The 19,509-nt window shown below is 37.8% G+C and carries 17 protein-coding genes; 9 read left to right on the forward strand and 8 right to left on the reverse strand.

The window, feature by feature from the left end; translation table 11 throughout:
• Nucleotides 1-260 precede the first annotated feature (260 nt).
• The gene (locus ICJ55_RS07915) at nt 261-1,739 is read left to right on the forward strand and encodes a nicotinate phosphoribosyltransferase (RefSeq protein WP_188156317.1); all 1,479 of its coding nucleotides are present in this window, start codon (nt 261-263) and stop codon (nt 1,737-1,739) included.
• Nucleotides 1,740-1,808: 69 nt separating this feature from the next.
• On the opposite strand, the gene cpdB is transcribed toward ICJ55_RS07915, so the two are convergent.
• Nucleotides 1,809-3,785 carry a 2',3'-cyclic-nucleotide 2'-phosphodiesterase gene (cpdB, locus tag ICJ55_RS07920; RefSeq protein ID WP_188156318.1) on the reverse strand — a complete coding sequence of 659 codons (1,977 nt, stop codon included), beginning with the start codon at nt 3,783-3,785 and terminating at the stop codon, nt 1,809-1,811.
• A gap of 238 nt (nt 3,786-4,023) precedes the next feature.
• On the opposite strand from cpdB, the gene ICJ55_RS07925 reads away from it, so the two are divergent.
• The 5 genes from ICJ55_RS07925 to ilvN all read left to right on the forward strand — a co-directional run bounded on the left by ICJ55_RS07925 (nt 4,024) and on the right by ilvN (nt 10,724).
• On the forward strand, nt 4,024-5,232 hold the full coding sequence (locus ICJ55_RS07925) for an acetate kinase (protein ID WP_188156319.1): 1,209 nt from the start codon (nt 4,024-4,026) through the stop codon (nt 5,230-5,232).
• Between the two features lie 49 nt (nt 5,233-5,281).
• Nucleotides 5,282-7,417: a phosphate acetyltransferase gene (pta, locus tag ICJ55_RS07930; protein WP_188156320.1), complete on the forward strand. Its 2,136-nt coding sequence runs from the start codon at nt 5,282-5,284 to the stop codon at nt 7,415-7,417.
• A 125-nt stretch (nt 7,418-7,542) separates the two neighbouring features.
• The gene (can, locus tag ICJ55_RS07935; RefSeq protein WP_188156321.1) at nt 7,543-8,223 is read left to right on the forward strand and encodes a carbonate dehydratase; all 681 of its coding nucleotides are present in this window, start codon (nt 7,543-7,545) and stop codon (nt 8,221-8,223) included.
• Between the two features lie 295 nt (nt 8,224-8,518).
• Nucleotides 8,519-10,240 carry an acetolactate synthase 3 large subunit gene (locus ICJ55_RS07940; protein WP_188156322.1) on the forward strand — a complete coding sequence of 574 codons (1,722 nt, stop codon included), beginning with the start codon at nt 8,519-8,521 and terminating at the stop codon, nt 10,238-10,240.
• Nucleotides 10,233-10,724, forward strand: coding sequence for an acetolactate synthase small subunit (ilvN, locus tag ICJ55_RS07945; RefSeq protein ID WP_025235995.1), 492 nt, complete (start codon nt 10,233-10,235; stop codon nt 10,722-10,724). The genes ICJ55_RS07940 and ilvN overlap by 8 nt, the downstream gene beginning before the upstream one ends.
• Before the next feature lie 64 nt (nt 10,725-10,788).
• On the opposite strand, the gene argA is transcribed toward ilvN, so the two are convergent.
• The 3 genes from argA to pepP all read right to left on the reverse strand — a co-directional run bounded on the left by argA (nt 10,789) and on the right by pepP (nt 13,854).
• Complete coding sequence (gene argA / locus ICJ55_RS07950; protein WP_188156323.1) at nt 10,789-12,102, reverse strand: amino-acid N-acetyltransferase; 1,314 nt, start codon at nt 12,100-12,102, stop codon at nt 10,789-10,791.
• Nucleotides 12,103-12,233: 131 nt separating this feature from the next.
• Nucleotides 12,234-12,419: a YegP family protein gene (locus ICJ55_RS07955; protein ID WP_025235997.1), complete on the reverse strand. Its 186-nt coding sequence runs from the start codon at nt 12,417-12,419 to the stop codon at nt 12,234-12,236.
• 112 nt (nt 12,420-12,531) lie between these two features.
• Nucleotides 12,532-13,854, reverse strand: coding sequence for a Xaa-Pro aminopeptidase (pepP, locus tag ICJ55_RS07960; protein ID WP_188157712.1), 1,323 nt, complete (start codon nt 13,852-13,854; stop codon nt 12,532-12,534).
• Between the two features lie 224 nt (nt 13,855-14,078).
• Between pepP and ICJ55_RS07965 the strand changes: the two genes are divergently transcribed.
• Nucleotides 14,079-14,402 (forward strand): transcriptional regulator, encoded by a 324-nt coding sequence (locus ICJ55_RS07965; protein ID WP_188156324.1) that lies wholly within the window; start codon nt 14,079-14,081, stop codon nt 14,400-14,402.
• A 61-nt stretch (nt 14,403-14,463) separates the two neighbouring features.
• Here the strand turns inward: ICJ55_RS07965 and glpX are convergent, their stop codons facing one another.
• Nucleotides 14,464-15,483, reverse strand: coding sequence for a class II fructose-bisphosphatase (gene glpX / locus ICJ55_RS07970; RefSeq protein ID WP_188156325.1), 1,020 nt, complete (start codon nt 15,481-15,483; stop codon nt 14,464-14,466).
• Between the two features lie 194 nt (nt 15,484-15,677).
• Here glpX and zapB point away from each other — a divergent pair, with 194 nt between their 5' ends.
• Both zapB and ICJ55_RS07980 read left to right on the forward strand, forming a co-directional pair.
• The gene (gene zapB, locus ICJ55_RS07975) at nt 15,678-15,896 is read left to right on the forward strand and encodes a cell division protein ZapB (protein WP_188156326.1); all 219 of its coding nucleotides are present in this window, start codon (nt 15,678-15,680) and stop codon (nt 15,894-15,896) included.
• Nucleotides 15,897-15,949: 53 nt separating this feature from the next.
• Complete coding sequence (locus ICJ55_RS07980; RefSeq protein ID WP_025236001.1) at nt 15,950-16,531, forward strand: thymidine kinase; 582 nt, start codon at nt 15,950-15,952, stop codon at nt 16,529-16,531.
• A gap of 73 nt (nt 16,532-16,604) precedes the next feature.
• Here the strand turns inward: ICJ55_RS07980 and tsaB are convergent, their stop codons facing one another.
• From tsaB to ypfJ, 3 genes are all read right to left on the reverse strand, one after another.
• Nucleotides 16,605-17,297, reverse strand: coding sequence for a tRNA (adenosine(37)-N6)-threonylcarbamoyltransferase complex dimerization subunit type 1 TsaB (gene tsaB / locus ICJ55_RS07985; RefSeq protein ID WP_188157713.1), 693 nt, complete (start codon nt 17,295-17,297; stop codon nt 16,605-16,607).
• A 70-nt stretch (nt 17,298-17,367) separates the two neighbouring features.
• On the reverse strand, nt 17,368-18,450 hold the full coding sequence (gene aroG, locus ICJ55_RS07990; RefSeq protein WP_188156327.1) for a 3-deoxy-7-phosphoheptulonate synthase AroG: 1,083 nt from the start codon (nt 18,448-18,450) through the stop codon (nt 17,368-17,370).
• Between the two features lie 79 nt (nt 18,451-18,529).
• A complete protein-coding gene (ypfJ, locus tag ICJ55_RS07995; protein ID WP_188156328.1) occupies nt 18,530-19,369 on the reverse strand; it encodes a KPN_02809 family neutral zinc metallopeptidase in 840 nt (279 codons plus the stop codon).
• Nucleotides 19,370-19,509 lie beyond the last annotated feature (140 nt).

Below are 19,509 nucleotides of genomic sequence, written 5' to 3' on the forward strand. Positions count from 1 at the left end.
AGAACTCTTCTCTACTTTTTCCATTTAATTATCTCATTAGATGACTTTCGCATAACAACAGGTTATGTGTAAATTCTCGTGCAGTGGGACAGGCCCTATTATACTGCACTCGAATTGTAACATAACCTGTAGGGCATTATGCGAAATTCAAATAAGAGCTATTATCTTTGATTTATTCTTATTTTGTAATAAATACTTTCCATTTTAAACTAAGTTATGATAGGCTTTAGTAACTTAAAATGAGATAAGGAATTTGCTAAATGAACAGCATATTGGATAAAAAAATCAAATCTACCGCAATCCCGTCATTATTATGTGATTTTTATAAAACTTCCCATAGAATACAATATCCAGAAGGTTCTCAATTTTTATACAGTACCTTCACACCTCGTAGTAATGCAAAAGCACCTTTTCTTCATCGTGTTGTTTCATTTGGTTTCCAAGCCTTTATCGTGAAATATCTAATCCATTATTTTAATGATAACTTTTTCTCTCGTTCAGAGTTCGAAGTTGTTACTGAATATACAAAATTTATTGCAGATACATTACAAATTGAAGATTCTGGCGAACATATTGCACACTTACATCAATTGGGCTATTTACCGATTAGAATTAAAGCTATTCCTGAAGGTAAATCAGTTGCAATCAAAGTGCCGATGATGACTATCGAAAACACACATCCTGATTTCTTTTGGCTCACCAATTATTTGGAAACATTGATTAATGTTTCTCTCTGGCAGCCGATAACATCGGCATCTATTGCTTTTGCTTATCGTAAAACATTAATGCAATTTTCTGAGCAAACTTGCGATGATAATAGTCATCTCCCCTTCCAATCTCACGATTTTTCAATGCGTGGAATGAGTTCGTTAGAATCAGCTGAAAGCTCAGGAGCCGGGCATTTAACCTCATTTTTAGGCACAGATACTATTCCTGCCATTTCATTTGTGGAAGCCTATTATGGTTCGAAAAATCTCATCGGTACATCTATTCCAGCCTCAGAACATTCTGTAATGAGTTCGCACGGGGTTGATGAATTACCAACATTCCGCTATTTAATGAGTAAATATCCGCGTAATATGCTCTCTATTGTGGCAGATACCACCGATTTTTGGCATAACATCACGGTAAATTTACCATTGCTCAAAGCAGAAATTCTCGCTCGCCCGGAATCGGCAAAAATTGTTATTCGTCCTGATAGTGGTGATTTCTTTGCCATTATTTGTGGCGATGTTACAGCTGAAACCCAACACGAACGTAAAGGATTAATTGAGTGTTTATGGGATATTTTCGGAGGAACAATCAATAACAAAGGCTATAAAGTGCTTAATCCGCATATTGGAGCTATTTATGGCGATGGTGTAACCTATGAAAAAATGGTTAAAATTTTAGCAGGGTTAGAAGCTAAAGGTTTCGCTTCCAGTAATATTGTGTTTGGTGTAGGGGCTCAAACCTATCAACGCAATACAAGAGATACCCTTGGTTTTGCGATTAAAGCCACTTCAATCACAATTAACGACGTTGAAAAAGCCATTTTCAAAGCCCCGAAAACCGATGATGGCTTGAAAAAATCGCAAAAAGGTCGAGTGAAAGTGATTACTTTAGATAGCTATGTTGATGGCTTGACTACCCTTGATGATTTTTCTAATGATCTGCTAGAGGTGGTTTTTGAAGACGGTAAATTGGTTAAAGAAACAAATTTTGATGAGATTCGTCAAAATATTTCTGATCAGTTTTAGCTAAAGCAAGCGGTTGAATTTTATGAAAATTTTGCAAAAATTTAAAAAAATCCAACCGCTTGTTATTTATTACTTAGTTAAATCAATACGATACACCGCAAAGCCTGTTTCATCGTTTTCAATATATTCCATCGGATATTGTGCATTGTCTTTAATAAAGGCTTTTGCTTTTTCCGTTGGAGACGTTTCAAAACGAATATCCATTTTTACTGTTGAATTGATTGGTGCAATTCTCCAGTTGTTATCTGCTTTTGGACTGACTTGTCCGTGGGCTTTACTTTCTGAGCTAATATAATTTGCTAACACTTGGCGATTTTCATCAGGGGCAGCAAACACAATATGTTTATCGCCTGTACCTGGAAACTTACCGCCATAAGCTCGGTAGTTGTTAGTTACAATCAAAAACTCTTGATTTGGTTCAACAGGTTTGCCTTCAAAAGTAAGATTTACTACACGGTGTGAATTTTCGTTGATTAACTTGCATTCACCGTCATAACGAGCAGGTTGGGTTAAATCAAATTGATAATTTACGCCATCAATTACATCAAAATTGTAGGTGCGGAAGCCTGTCCAATCAAGTAAAGATTGTGGTTTATCGCTCATTGTATCAATTTGTTTGAACATACCTGCACTGCATTCTAACCACTCTTTTAATTCTGCACCGCTTGCTTTAACCACGACTAACGTATTTGGATACAGGTATAAATCTGCCGCATTGCGGAACGTTAATTCTCCTTTGTCTACTTCAGTATAGCCTGTAGGATCATTTTTACGACCACCCGCTTTAAATGGTGCTCCTGCACTTAAAATAGGAATGCCGGCAAGTTCGGGCAAGCCTTTAACTACGTTTTCCACATAGGCTTTTTGTGCTTGGTTTACAATTTGAATGGTTGGGTCATCTTGAACTAACGCAAGATAGCTGTACATATTATCTGTTGCTTTACCAATCGGTTGAGCCACAAATTTACGCGTTTCTTCGTGTGTTTCTTTTAATAATGCCGCAATTTCCGGGTGGTTTTCAACTTTTGCTTTTTTCGCTTCGGCATCATAAATTGGACGTAGCTCTGCTCTGCCGTCCACCACGCCCCATTTGCCATTATGTTGAGCTAAACTTAAATCAATTACACTGATATTATTTGCCCAATAACCTGCCATACTTTGAGGAACATTTTTCATTGTGCCTTTTTCAATATCTGCATTTGGTGATTGTGCAAATTCTTTATTTGGGAATAAACGGTGTGAATGCCCGAAAATTACTGCATCAATACCTTTTACATCAGCAAGATAAAAAGCTGAGTTTTCCGCACCTTCTTGATAAGGTTCATCAGATGGACCTGTGTGAGCTAGAGCAATAATCACATCTGCACCTGCTTCTTTTATCAGCGGAACATATTTTTGTGCAGTTTTAACTATATCTCGTGCTTCAACCTTGCCTTCAAGATTTGCTTTATCCCAGACCATTACTTGTGGTGGTACAAAACCGATATAGCCGATTTTGATGGTTTGTTCTTTGCCATTTTCATCAATAACTTTTTTCTCCTGAATGTCATACGGTTTGAAAAATGGCTCGTCTGTGCCGGGTTTAACAATATTGGCATTCACAATTGGGAATTTAGCTTGTTTGATAGCATCATCTAAATAGGCTAGACCATAGTTAAATTCGTGATTACCAAGCGTGCCGGCATCATATTGCATCGCATTTAATGCCATAATTGAAGGCTCTGCTCTGCCCTCTTTTGAACCTTTGGTGGATTGGTAGTCTGCAATCGGATTGCCTTGAATTAAATCGCCATTATCCACCAGTACACTATTTTTCACTTCTTCTCTGGCTTGCTTAATTAAAGTTGCAGCACGAGTGAAACCAAATTTATCGGTTGGGGCATCTTTATAATAGTCAAAATCGGTTAAGAAACTGTGAATATCGGTTGTAGCAATTACACGCAATGCAGCTTTATTTTGAGCATTTTTGGCAAAAGCCGACGGTTGAGTACCTAAAATAAGCATTGCACTTGCACCGAGTTGAATAAATTTTCTTCTATTTAGCATAAAAATCTCCAGATGAAATAGAACAACAAAATTGCAAAATATTTTAGAAAAATAACCGCTTGTTTGCTATGTTTTTTCGCATTTATACCCTTTTATATCAAATTTTAATCACATTTTTACCTTTCTTTAGCGTCAAGCATTTATTTTAGTGGCTTAAAGGTGTATCCTTTATATCTGAATATACAGATAACATTTGTATGCTATTCAAAGTCATTTCATAAAATAAGGTAATTTGACCATGTCTAAAAACTTAATCCTAATCCTTAACTGTGGCAGTTCATCTCTTAAATTTGCTATTTTAGATCCTAAAACCGGTGATGAAAAATTATCCGGTCTTGCGGAAGCTTTTCATTTAGAAGATGCACGTATCAAATGGAAGTTAAACGGAGAAAAGGGTAATGCTGATTTAGGTGCTGGTGCCGCACATAGCGAAGCACTTACATTTATTGCTGAAAAATTATTGTCTGATGAATTAAAAGCAAGTATTGGTGCAATTGGTCATCGTATCGTTCACGGTGGCGAGAAATTTACATCTTCTGTTGTAATTACAGATGAAGTGATTAAAGGTATTGAAGAAGCCGTGCAGTTTGCTCCGTTGCACAACCCTGCTCATTTAATCGGCATCAAAGAAGCTTTCAATATTTTCCCGGAATTAAAAGATAAAAACGTAGCTGTTTTTGATACAGCATTCCACCAAACGATGCCTGAACACGCATTCTTATATGCTCTTCCATATAAGTTTTATAAAGAACATGGTATTCGTCGTTACGGCTTTCACGGTACAAGTCATTTCTACCTTACCTCACAAGTGGCTGAACTCGTGGGTAAATCAGTTGAACAAACCAATACAATTATCTGCCATTTAGGTAATGGTGGCTCAGTTTCTGCTGTGCGTAACGGTAAATGTATTGATACATCAATGGGTTTAACTCCGTTAGAAGGTTTAGTAATGGGTACTCGATCAGGTGATCTTGACCCGGCTATTATCTCTTTCTTATACAATAACTTAGGTATGTCAATGGATGAAATTGACACTACTCTAGTGAAAAAATCAGGTCTTTTAGGTTTAACCGAAGTAACCAGCGACTGCCGTTACTCTGAAGATAACTATAATGATGAATCTAAACCTGAAGCAAAACGTGCTTTAGATGTTTATAGCTACCGTTTAGCGAAATACATCGGTTCATATATGGCAATTTTAGGTGCAGATCACTTAGATGCTATCGCATTCACAGGTGGTATTGGCGAAAACTCAGGCTTAGTACGTGAATTAACGTTAAATCACTTAAAATTATTTGGTATTAAGTTAGATAATGAACGTAACCTAGCGGCTCGCTTTGGTAAAGATGGTGTAATTACAACTGATGACTCAGCATTTAAAGCTGTAGTAATCCCAACTAACGAAGAGTTAGTAATTGCACAAGATACCGCTAAATTAGCACTATAATGATACAGGGGCAGATATTCTGCCCTTTCACTTTCTAATTGGAAAAATTATGTCTAGAACAATTATTCTTATTCCTATTTCAACAGGTGTAGGCTTAACCAGTGTAAGTTTGGGTTTAGTTCACGCACTAGAGCAGAAAGGCTCAAAAGTTGGATTTTTAAAACCGATTGCTCAACCTATTAGTGGCGAAGATACCTTAGATCGTTCAACTACAATTATTCGAGCGGACCAAACTACTGAAGTTGGTGAGCCATTTATGCTAAGTGAAGCAGAAGCATTGATTGGTCAGAACCAAACGGATGTGTTATTGGAAAAAGTGGTAGAACGCCATCAAAAATTGTCTAAAAATAATGAAATTATCATTATTGAAGGTTTAATTCCAACCCGTAAAAATTCTTATGCAAACAGCATTAACTATGAGATTGCACAATCGCTTGATGCTGAAATTATCTTAGTTGCAGCTCCGGCTTCAGATACTCCGGCTCAATTAAAAGAACGTATTGAAGCTGCTGCCTCACAGTTTGGTGGTCGCCATAATCCGAATTTATTAGGTGTTATTATTAATAAATTCAATGCTCCTGTAGATGATTCCGGTAGAACACGTCCAGATTTAACGGAAATCTTCGATTCATTCCAACACTCTAATAATAATGTGGCTGAAGTAGAACATCTTTTCGCAAAAAGCCCTATTAAATTATTAGGTTGTATTGGTTGGAAAGCAGAGCTGATTGCCACTCGTTCAATTGATGTAGCAAAACATTTAGGGGCAGCTATTATTAATGAAGGTGAACTTAAAACCCGCCGTATTCGTGGTGTAACCTTCTGTGCTCGTAGCTTGCCGCATATGGTTGATCACTTTAAAGCAGGTAGTTTATTAGTAACTTCGGCTGATCGCCCGGAAGTCTTAGTTGCGGCTTCACTTGCAGTGATGAATGGTGTGAAAATTGGTGCAATTCTATTAACCGGTGGTTACAAAATTGATAGCACTATTGGAAAATTATGCCAACAAGCCTTTGAAACGGGCGTTCCTGTATTCCGTATTGAAGGAAATACTTGGCAAACTGCATTGAGCTTACAAAGTTTCAGCTTAGAAGTGCCTGTAGATGATAAAGAACGTATTGCTGCAATCAAAGAGTATATGGCAAGCCAATTCAATACAGGTTTTATTGATGAAGTTTCTAAAGCAGCTACTCGAGCCCGCCGTTTATCGCCAGCAGCATTCCGTTATCAATTAACAGAATATGCCCGCCAAGCAAAAAAACGCATTGTATTACCGGAAGGTGATGAGCCTCGTACAGTAAAAGCTGCTGCATTATGTGCTGAGCGTGGTATTGCAGAATGCGTACTACTCGCACCACCTACAGAAGTAGAGCGTGTTGCTGAAGCTCAAGGCGTAGTATTAGGCAAAGGTATTACTATTATCGACCCTGCAACTATTCGTGAAAACTATGTTGATCGTTTAGTTGAATTACGTAAAGCAAAAGGTATGACGGAAGTTGTTGCTCGTGAGCAATTATTAGACAACGTTGTATTAGGTACAATGATGCTTGAAGCCGGTGAAGTTGATGGTTTAGTATCGGGTGCTGTGAATACAACCGCCAATACTATTCGTCCACCAATGCAGATTATTAAGACTGCACCGGGCAGTTCGATCGTTTCTTCAATCTTCTTTATGCTATTACCTGATCAAGTATTGGTATATGGCGACTGTGCGGTAAACCCAGATCCAACCGCTGAACAATTAGCTGAAATCGCAATCCAATCTGCAGAATCAGCAAAAGCATTTGGTATTGAGCCTCGTGTTGCAATGATCTCTTACTCAACAGGTACTTCAGGTTCAGGAGCAGATGTTGAGAAAGTAAAAGAAGCGACTCGTATTGCTCAAGAAAAACGTCCGGATTTAGTGATTGATGGTCCATTACAATATGATGCGGCGATTATGGAAGATGTTGCTCGTTCTAAAGCTCCGAACTCACCGGTTGCAGGTAAAGCCACAGTATTTGTGTTCCCGGACTTAAATACTGGTAATACCACTTATAAAGCAGTACAACGTTCTGCGGATTTAGTTTCTATCGGTCCAATGCTTCAAGGTATGCGTAAGCCTGTAAATGACTTATCTCGTGGGGCTTTAGTTGATGACATTGTTTATACAATCGCATTAACCGCTATTCAAGCAACACAATAATTCACGTATAATTGATTAATAAATGCCCTTTCACTTAAAGGGCATTTTTATTTTTTACCTACCCTACTTTTTAATTTAATCATATAATCTTAGTCGGATAAAATAGAGAATAAAAAGGAGAATTTATGCAGAAAATTGAACGCCTGTTTGCGAATAACCACGCTTGGGCAACTCAGATGAAGGACGAACAATCCGATTATTTCAAAAAATTAGCCGAGCACCAAAAGCCGACCTATTTATGGATTGGTTGCTCGGATAGCCGTGTTCCTGCTGAAAAACTAACAGGTTTAGAACCGGGTGAATTATTTGTGCATAGAAATGTAGCGAATATGGTTATTCATACCGATTTAAACTGTTTATCTGTGGTGCAATATGCTGTTGATGTACTGGAAATTGAACATATCATCATCTGCGGTCATACTAATTGTGGTGGTATTAATGCTGCAATGGCACAAAATGATCTTGGCTTAATTAATAACTGGCTACTCCACATTCGGGATATTTGGTTTAAACATAGCCATCTATTAGGTAAACTGCCCTATGAAGAGAGATCAAATGTGCTAACTCGATTGAACGTAGCCGAACAAGTTTATAATTTAGGGCAATCTTCTATTATCAAATCTGCTTGGGAACGAGGAAAATCGCTCTCATTACACGGCTGGGTCTATGATGTTAAAGATGGCTTTTTAATTGATCAAGGTGTAATTGCAACTAGCCGAGAAAGTCTAGAAATTACTTATCGTAACGCTATCGCTAAGATTACAACCGATGCGAATGAAAAAGTAGCATTGCTTGAAGAGAACTAATCTTACAAGCGGTCATATTTCATTACTTTTTTGCATAATTTTAAATTATTTTAATGAGCGTTTTTTGCACAAACAATTGTTTTCAGCAATAAAGTTTTAAATCTCACAAAAAGCATAAAATATAGCATATAAAATCACAACACCCTTATTATCTGATTTTATTTTTATAAAAATCCAATTTTTTTGGTTTAAAAAGCAGATAAAACTAGAATAATTTAAAAAACACAGCTAGACAGCTATAAAAAAATCCTGCAAAATCGAACCAACTTAATGCGATTTTTGGTTGGAGGATTTAATGAAAAAACTTTCTGGTGCAGAAATGGTGGTACAGTCCCTTAAAGATGAAGGCGTTGAATACGTTTTCGGTTATCCGGGTGGCTCTGTACTTGATATTTATGATGCCATTCATACACTTGGCTTAAACCACGTTTTAGTTCGTCACGAGCAAGCTGCTGTACATATGGCAGACGGCTATGCTCGTTCTACAGGTAAAGTGGGTTGCGTACTGGTTACTTCCGGACCGGGAGCAACCAATACCATTACAGGTATTTTAACCGCTTATACTGATTCTATCCCAATGGTAATCCTATCAGGGCAAGTTCCATCTAACCTTATTGGGAGCGATGCTTTCCAAGAGTGCGATATGATTGGTATCTCTCGCCCTGTAGTAAAGCATAGCTTCTTGGTAAAAAATACGGAAGATATTCCTCATATCATCAAAAAAGCATTCTATATTGCTTCAACCGGTCGTCCCGGTCCTGTTGTGATTGATATTCCGAAAGATATGGTAAACCCATTAAATAAATATCCGTATGAGTATCCGAAATCAGTATCAATGCGTTCATACAATCCAACAGTACAAGGTCATAAAGGGCAAATCAAAAAAGCATTGAAAGCCTTATTGGTTGCGAAAAAGCCTATTCTCTACATTGGTGGTGGTGTAATTAATGCAGAATGCTCTGCAGAAGTTACAGAGTTTGCTCAAAAACTAAATCTTCCGGTTACAACCTCATTAATGGGGTTAGGTGCTTACCCTGCTTCTGATAGACAATTCTTAGGAATGCTCGGTATGCACGGTACTTATGAAGCAAACAATGCAATGCACGAAAGTGATTTAATTTTAGGTATTGGTGTGCGTTTTGATGATCGTACAACAAATAATTTAGCCAAATACTGCCCTAATGCGAAAGTAATTCACGTTGATATTGACCCAGCCTCTATTTCAAAAACCGTACCGGCTTATATTCCGATTGTAGGCAGTGCAAAAAATGTAGTTGATGAATTTTTATCATTATTAGATGATGAAAATCTTGCAAAAAGTCAGACAGATTTGACCGCTTGGTGGCAACAAATTGATGAATGGAAAGCTCGTAACTGCCTAGCTTTTGAAGAAAGCTCAGAGGTAATTAAACCACAACAAGTCATTAAAATGATCCACAAACTTACTAATGGTGAAGCCTATGTTGCATCAGATGTCGGTCAGCACCAAATGTTTGCTGCACTTCATTATGGCTTTGATAAACCACGCCGTTGGATTAACTCAGGTGGTGCAGGTACAATGGGCTTTGGCTTACCGGCTGCAATGGGCGTTAAATTTGCTCACCCGGAGGCAACGGTTATTTGTGTAACGGGCGATGGTAGTATTCAGATGAATATTCAAGAGCTTTCAACTGCTAAACAGTACGACACCCCTGTTGTTATTATCAGCTTAAACAACCGTTTCTTAGGTATGGTAAAACAGTGGCAAGATATTATCTATTCAGGTCGTCATTCACAGGTGTATATGAATTCTCTACCAAATTTCGCTAAATTAGCGGAAGCTTATGGACACGTTGGTATTCAAATTGATCACCCGTCTGAATTGGAAGAAAAATTAACTCAAGCCTTTAGCATTAAAGATAAATTGGTCTTTGTAGATATTTTGATTGATGAAACAGAACACGTTTATCCAATGCAAATTCGTGGCGGTGCAATGAATGAAATGATGTTAAGTAAAACGGAGAGAACAAATGCGTAGAACATTAGCAGTATTATTAGAGAATGAATCAGGTGCGTTATCTCGTGTGGTTGCCCTGTTCTCACAACGTGGCTTTAACATTGAAAGTTTAACTGTTGCTCCAACCGATGACTCAAGCCTTTCACGAATGACGATTGTGGCACAAGGCGAAGAAAAAGTACTAGAGCAAATCGAAAAACAATTACACAAATTAGTTGATGTATTTAAAGTAAGTAATTTAAGTGCTTATGAACACGTTGAGCGTGAAGTGTTATTAGTGAAAGTGCGTGCAACAGGTTCATCTCGTGATGAATTAAAACGTATGGTGGATATTTATCGTGGACAAATCGTGGATTTAACCCCGAAACTCTACACCATTCAGCTCTCAGGTTCGAGTGAAAAACTTAATGCATTTATTGAGGCTGTGAAAGAAGAAACTTCAATCGTTGAAATTGTTCGTTCCGGGGTGATTAGCCTATCTCGTGGCGATAAAAACGCCCTGTAAGCGGTTAAATTTCCGCTGAAAATTGCAAAATCCCTTTATTGAAAGATAAAGGGATTTTCTTATCTTAGAGTGGCAATATCAACACTTTTGATCTGCGTTGATAGTTATAATTTTCTCGCTTATACCGAGGTAAATCTTGAGCATCTGCTAATCTAAAACCACGTTCTTGAAACCATTGAGTAGTTCGGGTGGTTAGCACAAAGAGTTTTTCCATTCCTAACTGCTCTGCTCTTTTGCGGATATTCTCCAATAAAATATCGCCTCTTGAGGAATCTCGATAATCCGGGTGAACTGCCACGCAAGCCATTTCTGCCATTTTTTCTTCCGGATAGACATTCAATGCCGCACACGCAATCACTACGCCATCACGCTCAATAATGGTATAGTTAGCAATTTCCATTTCTAGCTGTTCACGAGAGCGTTTAACCAGAATGCCCTGTTGTTCAAGAGGACGAATTAAATCCAGTAATCCCGGAATATCTCTTGCAGTAGCAATGCGAATATTTTCCGAGCTTTCCATTGAGAACTGTGTACCGATACCATCACGAGAGAATAACTCTTGCAGTAGTGAGCCATCTTCTTTATAGCTCAGTAAATGGGAACGTTTTACCCCCTCTCGACAAACGCTGATCGCTGCCTGTAAAAAACGGGCTTTTGCTGTATGATACTGCCCTTGCTCGATTAAATTGTTCAGCACCTTTTGTGCATCTTGTGGCAAAATATCCGAAATGACATTGCCTGCTTCATCTAAAATACCCTGCTCTTCACAAAAACCGATTAATTTATCGGCACGAAGTTTAATTGCAACTTGAGTGGCAATATCTTCAAACGGTAAATTAAACATCTCTCCTGTTACAGAAGGGGCTATAGGTCCAAGTAATACGATTGAATTTTGTGCAAGCTGCTGTTTGATGCTCTCCACATTAATGCGGCGAATTTTGCCACTTAAGGCATAATCTACCCCATCAACTACTCCAATTGGCTGAGCCAAGATCATATTACCGCTCACTACATTAATCACTTCGGAATGTGGTAAACGCAACGAAAGGCGGGCAAATAAGTCGTAATGCACTTTCCCTACCGCTTGTTTAACATACTCTAGCGATTGCGGATTTGTGATTCGGATATTGTTGTAATACTCAGGCTCGATATTATTTTGGGTTAAGAGCTGATTAATTTGCGGTCTAGCCCCAAACACAATCACTAATTTGATATTCAAGCTATGCAATAAACTAATATCATTGATAATATTGATAAAATTTGGGCTTTCGACAACATCGCCATCAAGCATAATCACAAAGGTTTTCCCTCTGTGCATATTAACATAGGGCGTAGATTGTCTAAACCACTGGGCTAAAGCTAATTCTGTGTTGTGCATAATTTTCCTCGTAATAATAGCAACTATATTAGCTTTTTTAGAAAAATCCGCAACCATTAAATTGAATAATTAGTCATATTTTTTGCATAAATAACAAAACCCTAATATTCAAAATATTAGGGCTTCATTTATTATGCTTCAGCTTTAGTTAAATCTTTAACTTCTGTTTCTGCGGTTACTTTTTTAACTGCTTCGATACCTTTTTGGCAACTTTGTTTGGTTTTATACGCTTCGCCTGTTGCAACTACTTCGTGGTTACCTGCTTTTAAACGCCAGCGGTATTCGCCTTTAGCATCTTGATAAATTTCAAAATACATATATTACTCCTTAATGTGCTAACCCCAAACACTGTGTTTGGTTGAGTTAGCTTAAGCGAAATTCAGAAAAATATCAAAGCAAGCGGTCATTTCTTTACAAAAAATTGCAAATTTATTGTGCCGATTGCATCAACTGCTCAATATCAGCAATTTCTTTCGGGCAACCACTGGTTAAATTTTTATTACCATAATCAGTAATCAGCAGGTTATCTTCAATACGGATCCCAATACCTTTATATTGCTCTGGTACATCTGCTTCTTTCGGAATATAGATACCCGGCTCAACTGTCAGCACCATACCAATTTGTAATGGACGATCTCGCTCTGTGCCATAATCACCAACATCGTGCACATCTAATCCTAACCAATGCCCTAAGCCGTGCATATAAAATTGACGATATGCCTTTTGCTCAATCAATTCGTCCACATTTCCAGTCAAAATACCTAAACGAACCAAACCTTCCGTGAGAATTTGCACTGCTTTATCATTAGCTGCCTTGATAGAACTATCCGGCACAAGTAGCTTTGTTGCTTCTTTTATCATCGTAAGTGTTAATTCATACAGTTCTTTTTGTGGCTCGGAAAATTTACCATTAATCGGAAACGTTCGGGTAATATCGCCGGCGTAGTAAGCAAATTCTGCACCTGCATCAATTAGTAATAAATCGCCGTCATTTAGCACTTGGTCATTTTCATTGTAGTGCAAAATGCAAGCATTCTCTCCGCCTGCTACAATAAAATTATAGGCAGGAAATCTTGCTCCAAAGCGGGTAAATTCGTGCTGCATTTCCCCTTCAATTTCCAACTCATAACGATTTGGACGAGTTTGTTTCATTGCTCGGATATGTGCCATCGAAGAAATATGGCAAGCCTGTTGAATAAGTGCAATTTCAAGTTCTGACTTAATTAATCGCATTTCAGATAACATCGGCTGCCAATCAATCAATGTAGTAGGCGTTTTTTGACGATTTGCGTTCATTTCATCAAATGTAGAAAAAAGAATGTTATCGCCCCATTCCTGCAAGCCCCTTGCATAATAACAGGCGGTCAAATTTGCTAATTTTTTTGCAAGAACGGCGTTTATTTCCTCAACATCAAAGGCTTCGTGAAACTGTAACGTTTTGGGAGCATTTTCAATGCCTAATCGCTTCCCATTCCAGGTTTCCATTAAAGGGTCTTTTTTCCGAACAAAAATAATGCTTTCTGTTTTATCTGCCTGTTTAATCAATAATATGGCTGATTGAGGCTCAGCAAATCCACTGAGATACCAGAAGTAGCTATCGGGTCTGAATAAATAATCGCAATCATTGTTACGACGTTTTTCTGACTCGGTAAAAATCAATAATGCTGAGTTATCCTGCATTTGCTCAAATACACGTTCACGGCGTGCGGTAAATTCCTCTTGCGGCATTTTTGCCAAATAAGCGAGATCCATAAACTCCTCTCTTTCTTTCATTTTAGTAAGGCTATTTTAACATAAATAATCCCATATTTTTAATCCGGCTTAAATCAATTAAAGCCTATATTTGATATATTGAATGCTTTTTAAAAATGATTTAAGATTAAATACAACCTGCAGTGTTGCAAAAAGACCTTTTTTAACCCCTCGCATCTAAAATAAGTTCAAAAAAGACTTAATGTGAGCCATAAGAGATAATAATGAAACTTTCAATAGAATTACAAAATCAGATTAACCAGTTAAACCAACTGAGAAAACAGGCGTTAAAGCAGGAGCAGGAAGAACAGAAATTATTTGAGAAGAATAAAATTAATGACTTGGAGCATTTTGGAAAGCAATTAAATGCACAGAGGAAACTATTGGGGATCGAACTCACTACCCTTGAAATGCAAACAGGCGTTTCAAGCTCTACTCTTAAACGTTTATTTAAAGACCCGAGCCAAGTGAAATTTCAGACAATTTGTGTGGTTGCAGAGACATTAGGGTTTAATTTATGTGCAATTAACACCCATCGGTCGGAATAAGCGTTACAACGTATTGGAAAAATATAAAAAATCGGGCTATTGCCCGACTTTATGGAGAAAATTACAGATCCATTAATGAAAGTAGCTCATTATCTTTACGATCGATGTAGTGATCAGATTGGATTTTACGGATAGTTCGTGATTTACCGCGAATTAATAGGGTTTCTGTACTGGCAATATTGCCTCTACGCTTAATACCTTTTAATAAATCGCCCGATGTAATGCCTGTTGCGACAAAAACAATATTATCATCACGCACTAAATCTTCTAATTTCAGCACTATATTAATCGGCACATTCATCTCTTTGCAACGAGAAAGCTCTTTTTCAGTGGCAGTTAAATGCTCCGGACTATTACCTTTTACTTGATTACGCGGAATGAGTTTTGCATTCATATCGCCACCTAAGGCACGGATTGCCGCTCCGGCAACAACCCCTTCCGGTGCACCACCAATACCATAAAGCAAATCCAATTCGCCATCGGGTAAACAACATTGCACTGCTGCTGCGACATCGCCATCAGGAATAGCTATAACCCTTACACCAAGTTTTTGTACATCAGCAATGATTTGTTCGTGACGAGGTTTCGCTAAAATAGCAATCGTTAATTGAGAAAGTAATTTTCCTTTTTTAGAGGCAACACGGCGAAGGTTTTGTTCAAGCGGAAGGTTTAAATCAATCATTCCTTTGCATTCAGGACCAACCACCAGCTTTTCCATATACATATCCGGGGCTTTTAAGAATGTTTCTTTACCGCCTGCAGCAAGTACAGAAAGTGCATTTGATTGTCCCATAGAAGTAATACGTGTTCCATCAATCGGGTCAACCGCTATACTGATTTCTTCATCTTCCAAACGTGATAAACCGATTTTTTCACCAATATACAACATTGGAGCTTCATCAATTTCGCCTTCACCAATAACAACTTCACCGCGTATTTCCATTTGGTTCAGCATAAAACGCATTGCCTTAACCGCAGCTTCATCTGCCGCATTTTTATTACCACGCCCAAGCCAAGAATAAGCCGCAAGTGCAGCAGCTTCTGTTACGCGAGAGAATTCAAAAGAAAGAGTTCGTTTCATTTTTGTTCCTTAGTTTCTTGAAAGAAAAACTTTAAAAGAAGAGAGATTATATTTTAACAGTAACTGGAAGTCTGCGTTACTAAAAAATCATCATTTGCATAAAAATTCATAAATAACCAAACTTTTTTATGAAAATAAGGTCTGATTTAGAGTATAATCTTTACAAGTTTTACATCATTTAGAGGGAATTTATTATGTCATTATCGGTTTTAGACCAATTAGAAGAAAAAATTAAACAAGCTGTTGAAACTATTCAATTACTTCAATTAGAAGTTGAAGAATTAAAAGGTAAAAACGACACTGCAAAGCAAGAAAACGAAACATTACGCAATGAGTATGAACAATTAAAAGCGGAACAACAAAACTTCCAAGATCGTTTACGTTCACTTTTAGGTCAAATCGACAACGTTTAATTTCCAATTATAGACGGCTAATTTGTTAGCCGTTTTTTTATTATCTATCGAATATGGCAAAGCTCTATTTTTACTACTCGTCAATGAATGCAGGCAAATCGACTACGCTACTTCAATCTTCTTACAATTATCAAGAGCGAGGAATGAATACCCTCGTTTACACTGCTGCAATTGATGACCGTTTTGGTGTTGGGAAAGTCAGCTCTCGTATTGGTATTTCTCAAGAAGCAACATTATTTAATGCGGAGACTGATCTATTTGCAGAAATTAAGCAGTCTCACAATAATAAAACGTTACACTGTATCTTAATTGATGAATCTCAATTTCTTACTAAAGCTCAAGTTTACCAGCTTACTGATGTGGTTGATAAATTAAAAATTCCTGTACTCTGCTATGGATTACGCACTGATTTCCAAGCAGAATTATTTGAAGGGAGTAAATATTTATTGGCGTGGGCAGATGAATTAGAAGAGCTAAAAACTATCTGTGATTGTGGTAAAAAAGCTCATTTCGTTATTCGTTTAAACGAGAAAGGCGAAGCAATTAAAGAAGGAGAACAAATCCAAATTGGCGGTAATGATAAATATCTTTCAGTCTGTCGTTATCACTACAAGCAAAAATTGGGTAAGTTATAATAGATAACAAGCGGTTAAATTTCTCTAGAAATTTGCAAGTTGCAAAAAAATAACAAAATTTAACCGCTTGTATTTATCGTTTATTCGGTAATTTTTCCCAAGTTACTTCATTTCTTAGATAAACAGGTTCGATTTCAAGTGCAGACTGAACATTACCTTTTGCCATTTCTGCCTGTGCAATAGATAACATATATCGGCTTGAAGGTAAGGTAATTTCGCTAACTACAAGCGGTAAATTTTGTTCGGAAAATTGCGAATACGCCGCCCAGCCTGTACCGACTACAACAGTATTTTCAATTAATTGAAATTGTTGAATTGCAGCTTCAGGCGAACAGACTTGTTCTGCTACTATCTCATTCCACTCATCGCCATTTCTGGAAAATTGAGCAAAATAAACTTCATTCATTCGGGCATCAATTAATGCAATGACGTTTTCTGCACCGAGTTTTTGGTAGGCTTCTTCTGCCATTGCTTTTAGATTAGAGACAGCCACTACAGGCAAGTTTGCTCCCATTGCTAAGCCTTGAGCAACACTTACGCCCACTCTTACCCCTGTAAAACTGCCAGGACCACGCCCGAATACCAAATAATTAACATCTTTGATCTGAATATTCGCCTGCGTAAGCAATTCATCAACCATTGGCAAAATACGTTGTGTGTGGGAGCGTGGGCTAATTTCATCAAGGGTTGAAATTTTTTCATTATGCAGTAACGCAACCGAACAGGCTTCTGTTGCGGTATCTAAAGCAAGAATTGTTGTCATAATCTCTCTAAAAAATAAAAGGCATACGTTTAAACGTACGCCATTATATAAAAATTAGCTAAAAATTGAAATTTTACGGGCGATTTTTACGGCGTTGTTCCACTGCTTGAGCTAAAGCAAATAGGGCTTTTTCACTGTCTTCCCAGCCGATACAAGCATCAGTAATACTTTGTCCATAAACTAAAGCCTCTAAGCCTTTGCCATCAATTAAATCTTGGCGACCTTCAACCAAATGGCTTTCAATCATTACGCCTGAAATAAAGTCTGAACCACCTGCAATTTGCTTACATACATCGTCACAAACGTCCATTTGGCGTTTAAATTGTTTTTGGCTGTTAGCGTGGCTAAAATCAACCATAACGTGAGGACGATTACCTGCTTTTTCGATAGCTGCACAAGCTTCAGAAACGGAAGCTGCATCGTAGTTAGTACCTTTATCGCCGCCACGTAAAATAATGTGGCAGTCTGGATTACCTGCTGTCGAAACAATTGCAGAATGCCCAAATTTGGTTACAGACAAGAAATGATGTGGTGATCTTGCTGAAGAAATCGCATCCAAGGCAATTTTCACACCGCCATTTGTGCCGTTTTTAAAACCAACCGCACAAGATAAGCCTGACGCTAATTCACGGTGAACTTGTGATTCAGTTGTTCTTGCACCAATTGCTCCCCAGCTCATAAAATCTGCCATATATTGTGGCGTGATCATATCTAAAAACTCACCTGCTGTAGGTACAGTTAAATCGTTAATATCCGATAACACTTTACGAGCGATACGTAAACCATCATTTAATGCATAGGTTTCATTTAAGTATGGGTCGTTAATTAAGCCTTTCCAACCCACAGTAGTACGTGGTTTTTCAAAATAAACCCGCATTACAACTTCTAGGTTTTGATTAATTGCAGGATTTGCACGCATTTCTTTGATTTTTTGTGCATATTCCAATGCGGCACTTGGATCGTGAATTGAGCAAGGTCCAATTACCACTAATAAACGGTCATCAGCTCCGTGTAAAATTTTATGGATTGCTTTACGGGTTTGCTCAACCGTTTCTGCTGCCACATCGCTGGCAGGATAACGCTCTAATAATGCAACGGGCGGTAATAATTCTTCAATACTGGTTATTCTAACATCATCATTTTTGGTATAGGACATTTCTGTTACTCTCTTAAAAAATTATTTTTGTACTATCATAATAGTACAAAAATAAAAATGCAAACAAATTTATTAATTTTTAATTAAATGTATTACAAACTGACGGATTGCCTGCTGTTAATCCTTTTTTAAACCACTCTAAACGCTGAGCAGATGAACCGTGAGTAAAACTATCCGGCACAACGTAGCCTCGACTTTGCTGTTGTAATCTGTCATCACCTACCGCTTGAGCTGCGTTAAAGGCATCTTCAATATCGCGTTGTTCTAATCTATTTTGTTGAGCAAGTTGATACCCCCAAACGCCCGCAAAGCAGTCGGCTTGTAATTCTACATTAACTGAAATTTGATTTGCTGCGACTTTAGATTTAGCTCTCATCTGTTCTCGCTGAGTTTTGCCTGTAATGCCTAATAAATTCTGAACGTGGTGTCCGACTTCGTGTGCAATCACATAAGAGAATGCAAATTCGCCTGATGCTCTTAGCCTTTTACGCATATCATCATAGAATGATAAATCGATATATACTTTTTGATCCACAGGGCAATAGAACGGTCCCATTGCCGATTGACCTGTACCACAGGCAGTTTGGGTCGCACCACGATAAAGCACTAATGTAGGCTCTTTATAAGTCATACCACTTTGTTTGAAATAAGCATTCCAAATATCTTCTGTACTGGCTAACACTTTAGAAGATAAATCTTCTAAATGTGCTTCTTCAGAACTTTCCAACTTTGATGGTGTTTGTTGATAACTTTCCTGACCGCCCATTAAACCGCTTAAGTCCACACCATAATAAGCACCGACTAGCACGATAATAAAGGTAAGAATGCCCCCTTTACCTCGTCCAACAGACATTCTCCCTGAACCACTTGCACGTCTGTCTTCCACGTTATTACTACGTCTTAACCCACCTAATCGCATAATCTTCTCCAATCCATAAACGAAAATTAAAAATTAGATTGATTTTAGCTCAAAGGTTCTCTTTATACTACGATTAATTTAGCTTAAATAAAAACAAGCGGTTAGATCTTTGTCAAAATTTACCAACGTTGTAAATTTTT

The organism is Mannheimia bovis, from assembly GCF_014541205.1.
In the GTDB taxonomy this organism is placed as follows: Bacteria; Pseudomonadota; Gammaproteobacteria; order Enterobacterales; family Pasteurellaceae; genus Mannheimia; species Mannheimia bovis.

Bases quoted from the DNA above. Each gene is read 5' to 3' on its own strand.
- ICJ55_RS07915 (WP_188156317.1), top strand. From the start codon at position 261: ATGAACAGCATATTGGATAAAAAAATCAAATCTACCGCAATCCCGTCA.
- cpdB (WP_188156318.1), bottom strand. From the start codon at position 3,785: ATGCTAAATAGAAGAAAATTTATTCAACTCGGTGCAAGTGCAATGCTT.
- ICJ55_RS07925 (WP_188156319.1), top strand. From the start codon at position 4,024: ATGTCTAAAAACTTAATCCTAATCCTTAACTGTGGCAGTTCATCTCTT.
- pta (WP_188156320.1), top strand. From the start codon at position 5,282: ATGTCTAGAACAATTATTCTTATTCCTATTTCAACAGGTGTAGGCTTA.
- can (WP_188156321.1), top strand. From the start codon at position 7,543: ATGCAGAAAATTGAACGCCTGTTTGCGAATAACCACGCTTGGGCAACT.
- ICJ55_RS07940 (WP_188156322.1), top strand. From the start codon at position 8,519: ATGAAAAAACTTTCTGGTGCAGAAATGGTGGTACAGTCCCTTAAAGAT.
- ilvN (WP_025235995.1), top strand. From the start codon at position 10,233: ATGCGTAGAACATTAGCAGTATTATTAGAGAATGAATCAGGTGCGTTA.
- argA (WP_188156323.1), bottom strand. From the start codon at position 12,102: ATGCACAACACAGAATTAGCTTTAGCCCAGTGGTTTAGACAATCTACG.
- ICJ55_RS07955 (WP_025235997.1), bottom strand. From the start codon at position 12,419: ATGTATTTTGAAATTTATCAAGATGCTAAAGGCGAATACCGCTGGCGT.
- pepP (WP_188157712.1), bottom strand. From the start codon at position 13,854: ATGGATCTCGCTTATTTGGCAAAAATGCCGCAAGAGGAATTTACCGCA.
- ICJ55_RS07965 (WP_188156324.1), top strand. From the start codon at position 14,079: ATGAAACTTTCAATAGAATTACAAAATCAGATTAACCAGTTAAACCAA.
- glpX (WP_188156325.1), bottom strand. From the start codon at position 15,483: ATGAAACGAACTCTTTCTTTTGAATTCTCTCGCGTAACAGAAGCTGCT.
- zapB (WP_188156326.1), top strand. From the start codon at position 15,678: ATGTCATTATCGGTTTTAGACCAATTAGAAGAAAAAATTAAACAAGCT.
- ICJ55_RS07980 (WP_025236001.1), top strand. From the start codon at position 15,950: ATGGCAAAGCTCTATTTTTACTACTCGTCAATGAATGCAGGCAAATCG.
- aroG (WP_188156327.1), bottom strand. From the start codon at position 18,450: ATGTCCTATACCAAAAATGATGATGTTAGAATAACCAGTATTGAAGAA.
- ypfJ (WP_188156328.1), bottom strand. From the start codon at position 19,369: ATGCGATTAGGTGGGTTAAGACGTAGTAATAACGTGGAAGACAGACGT.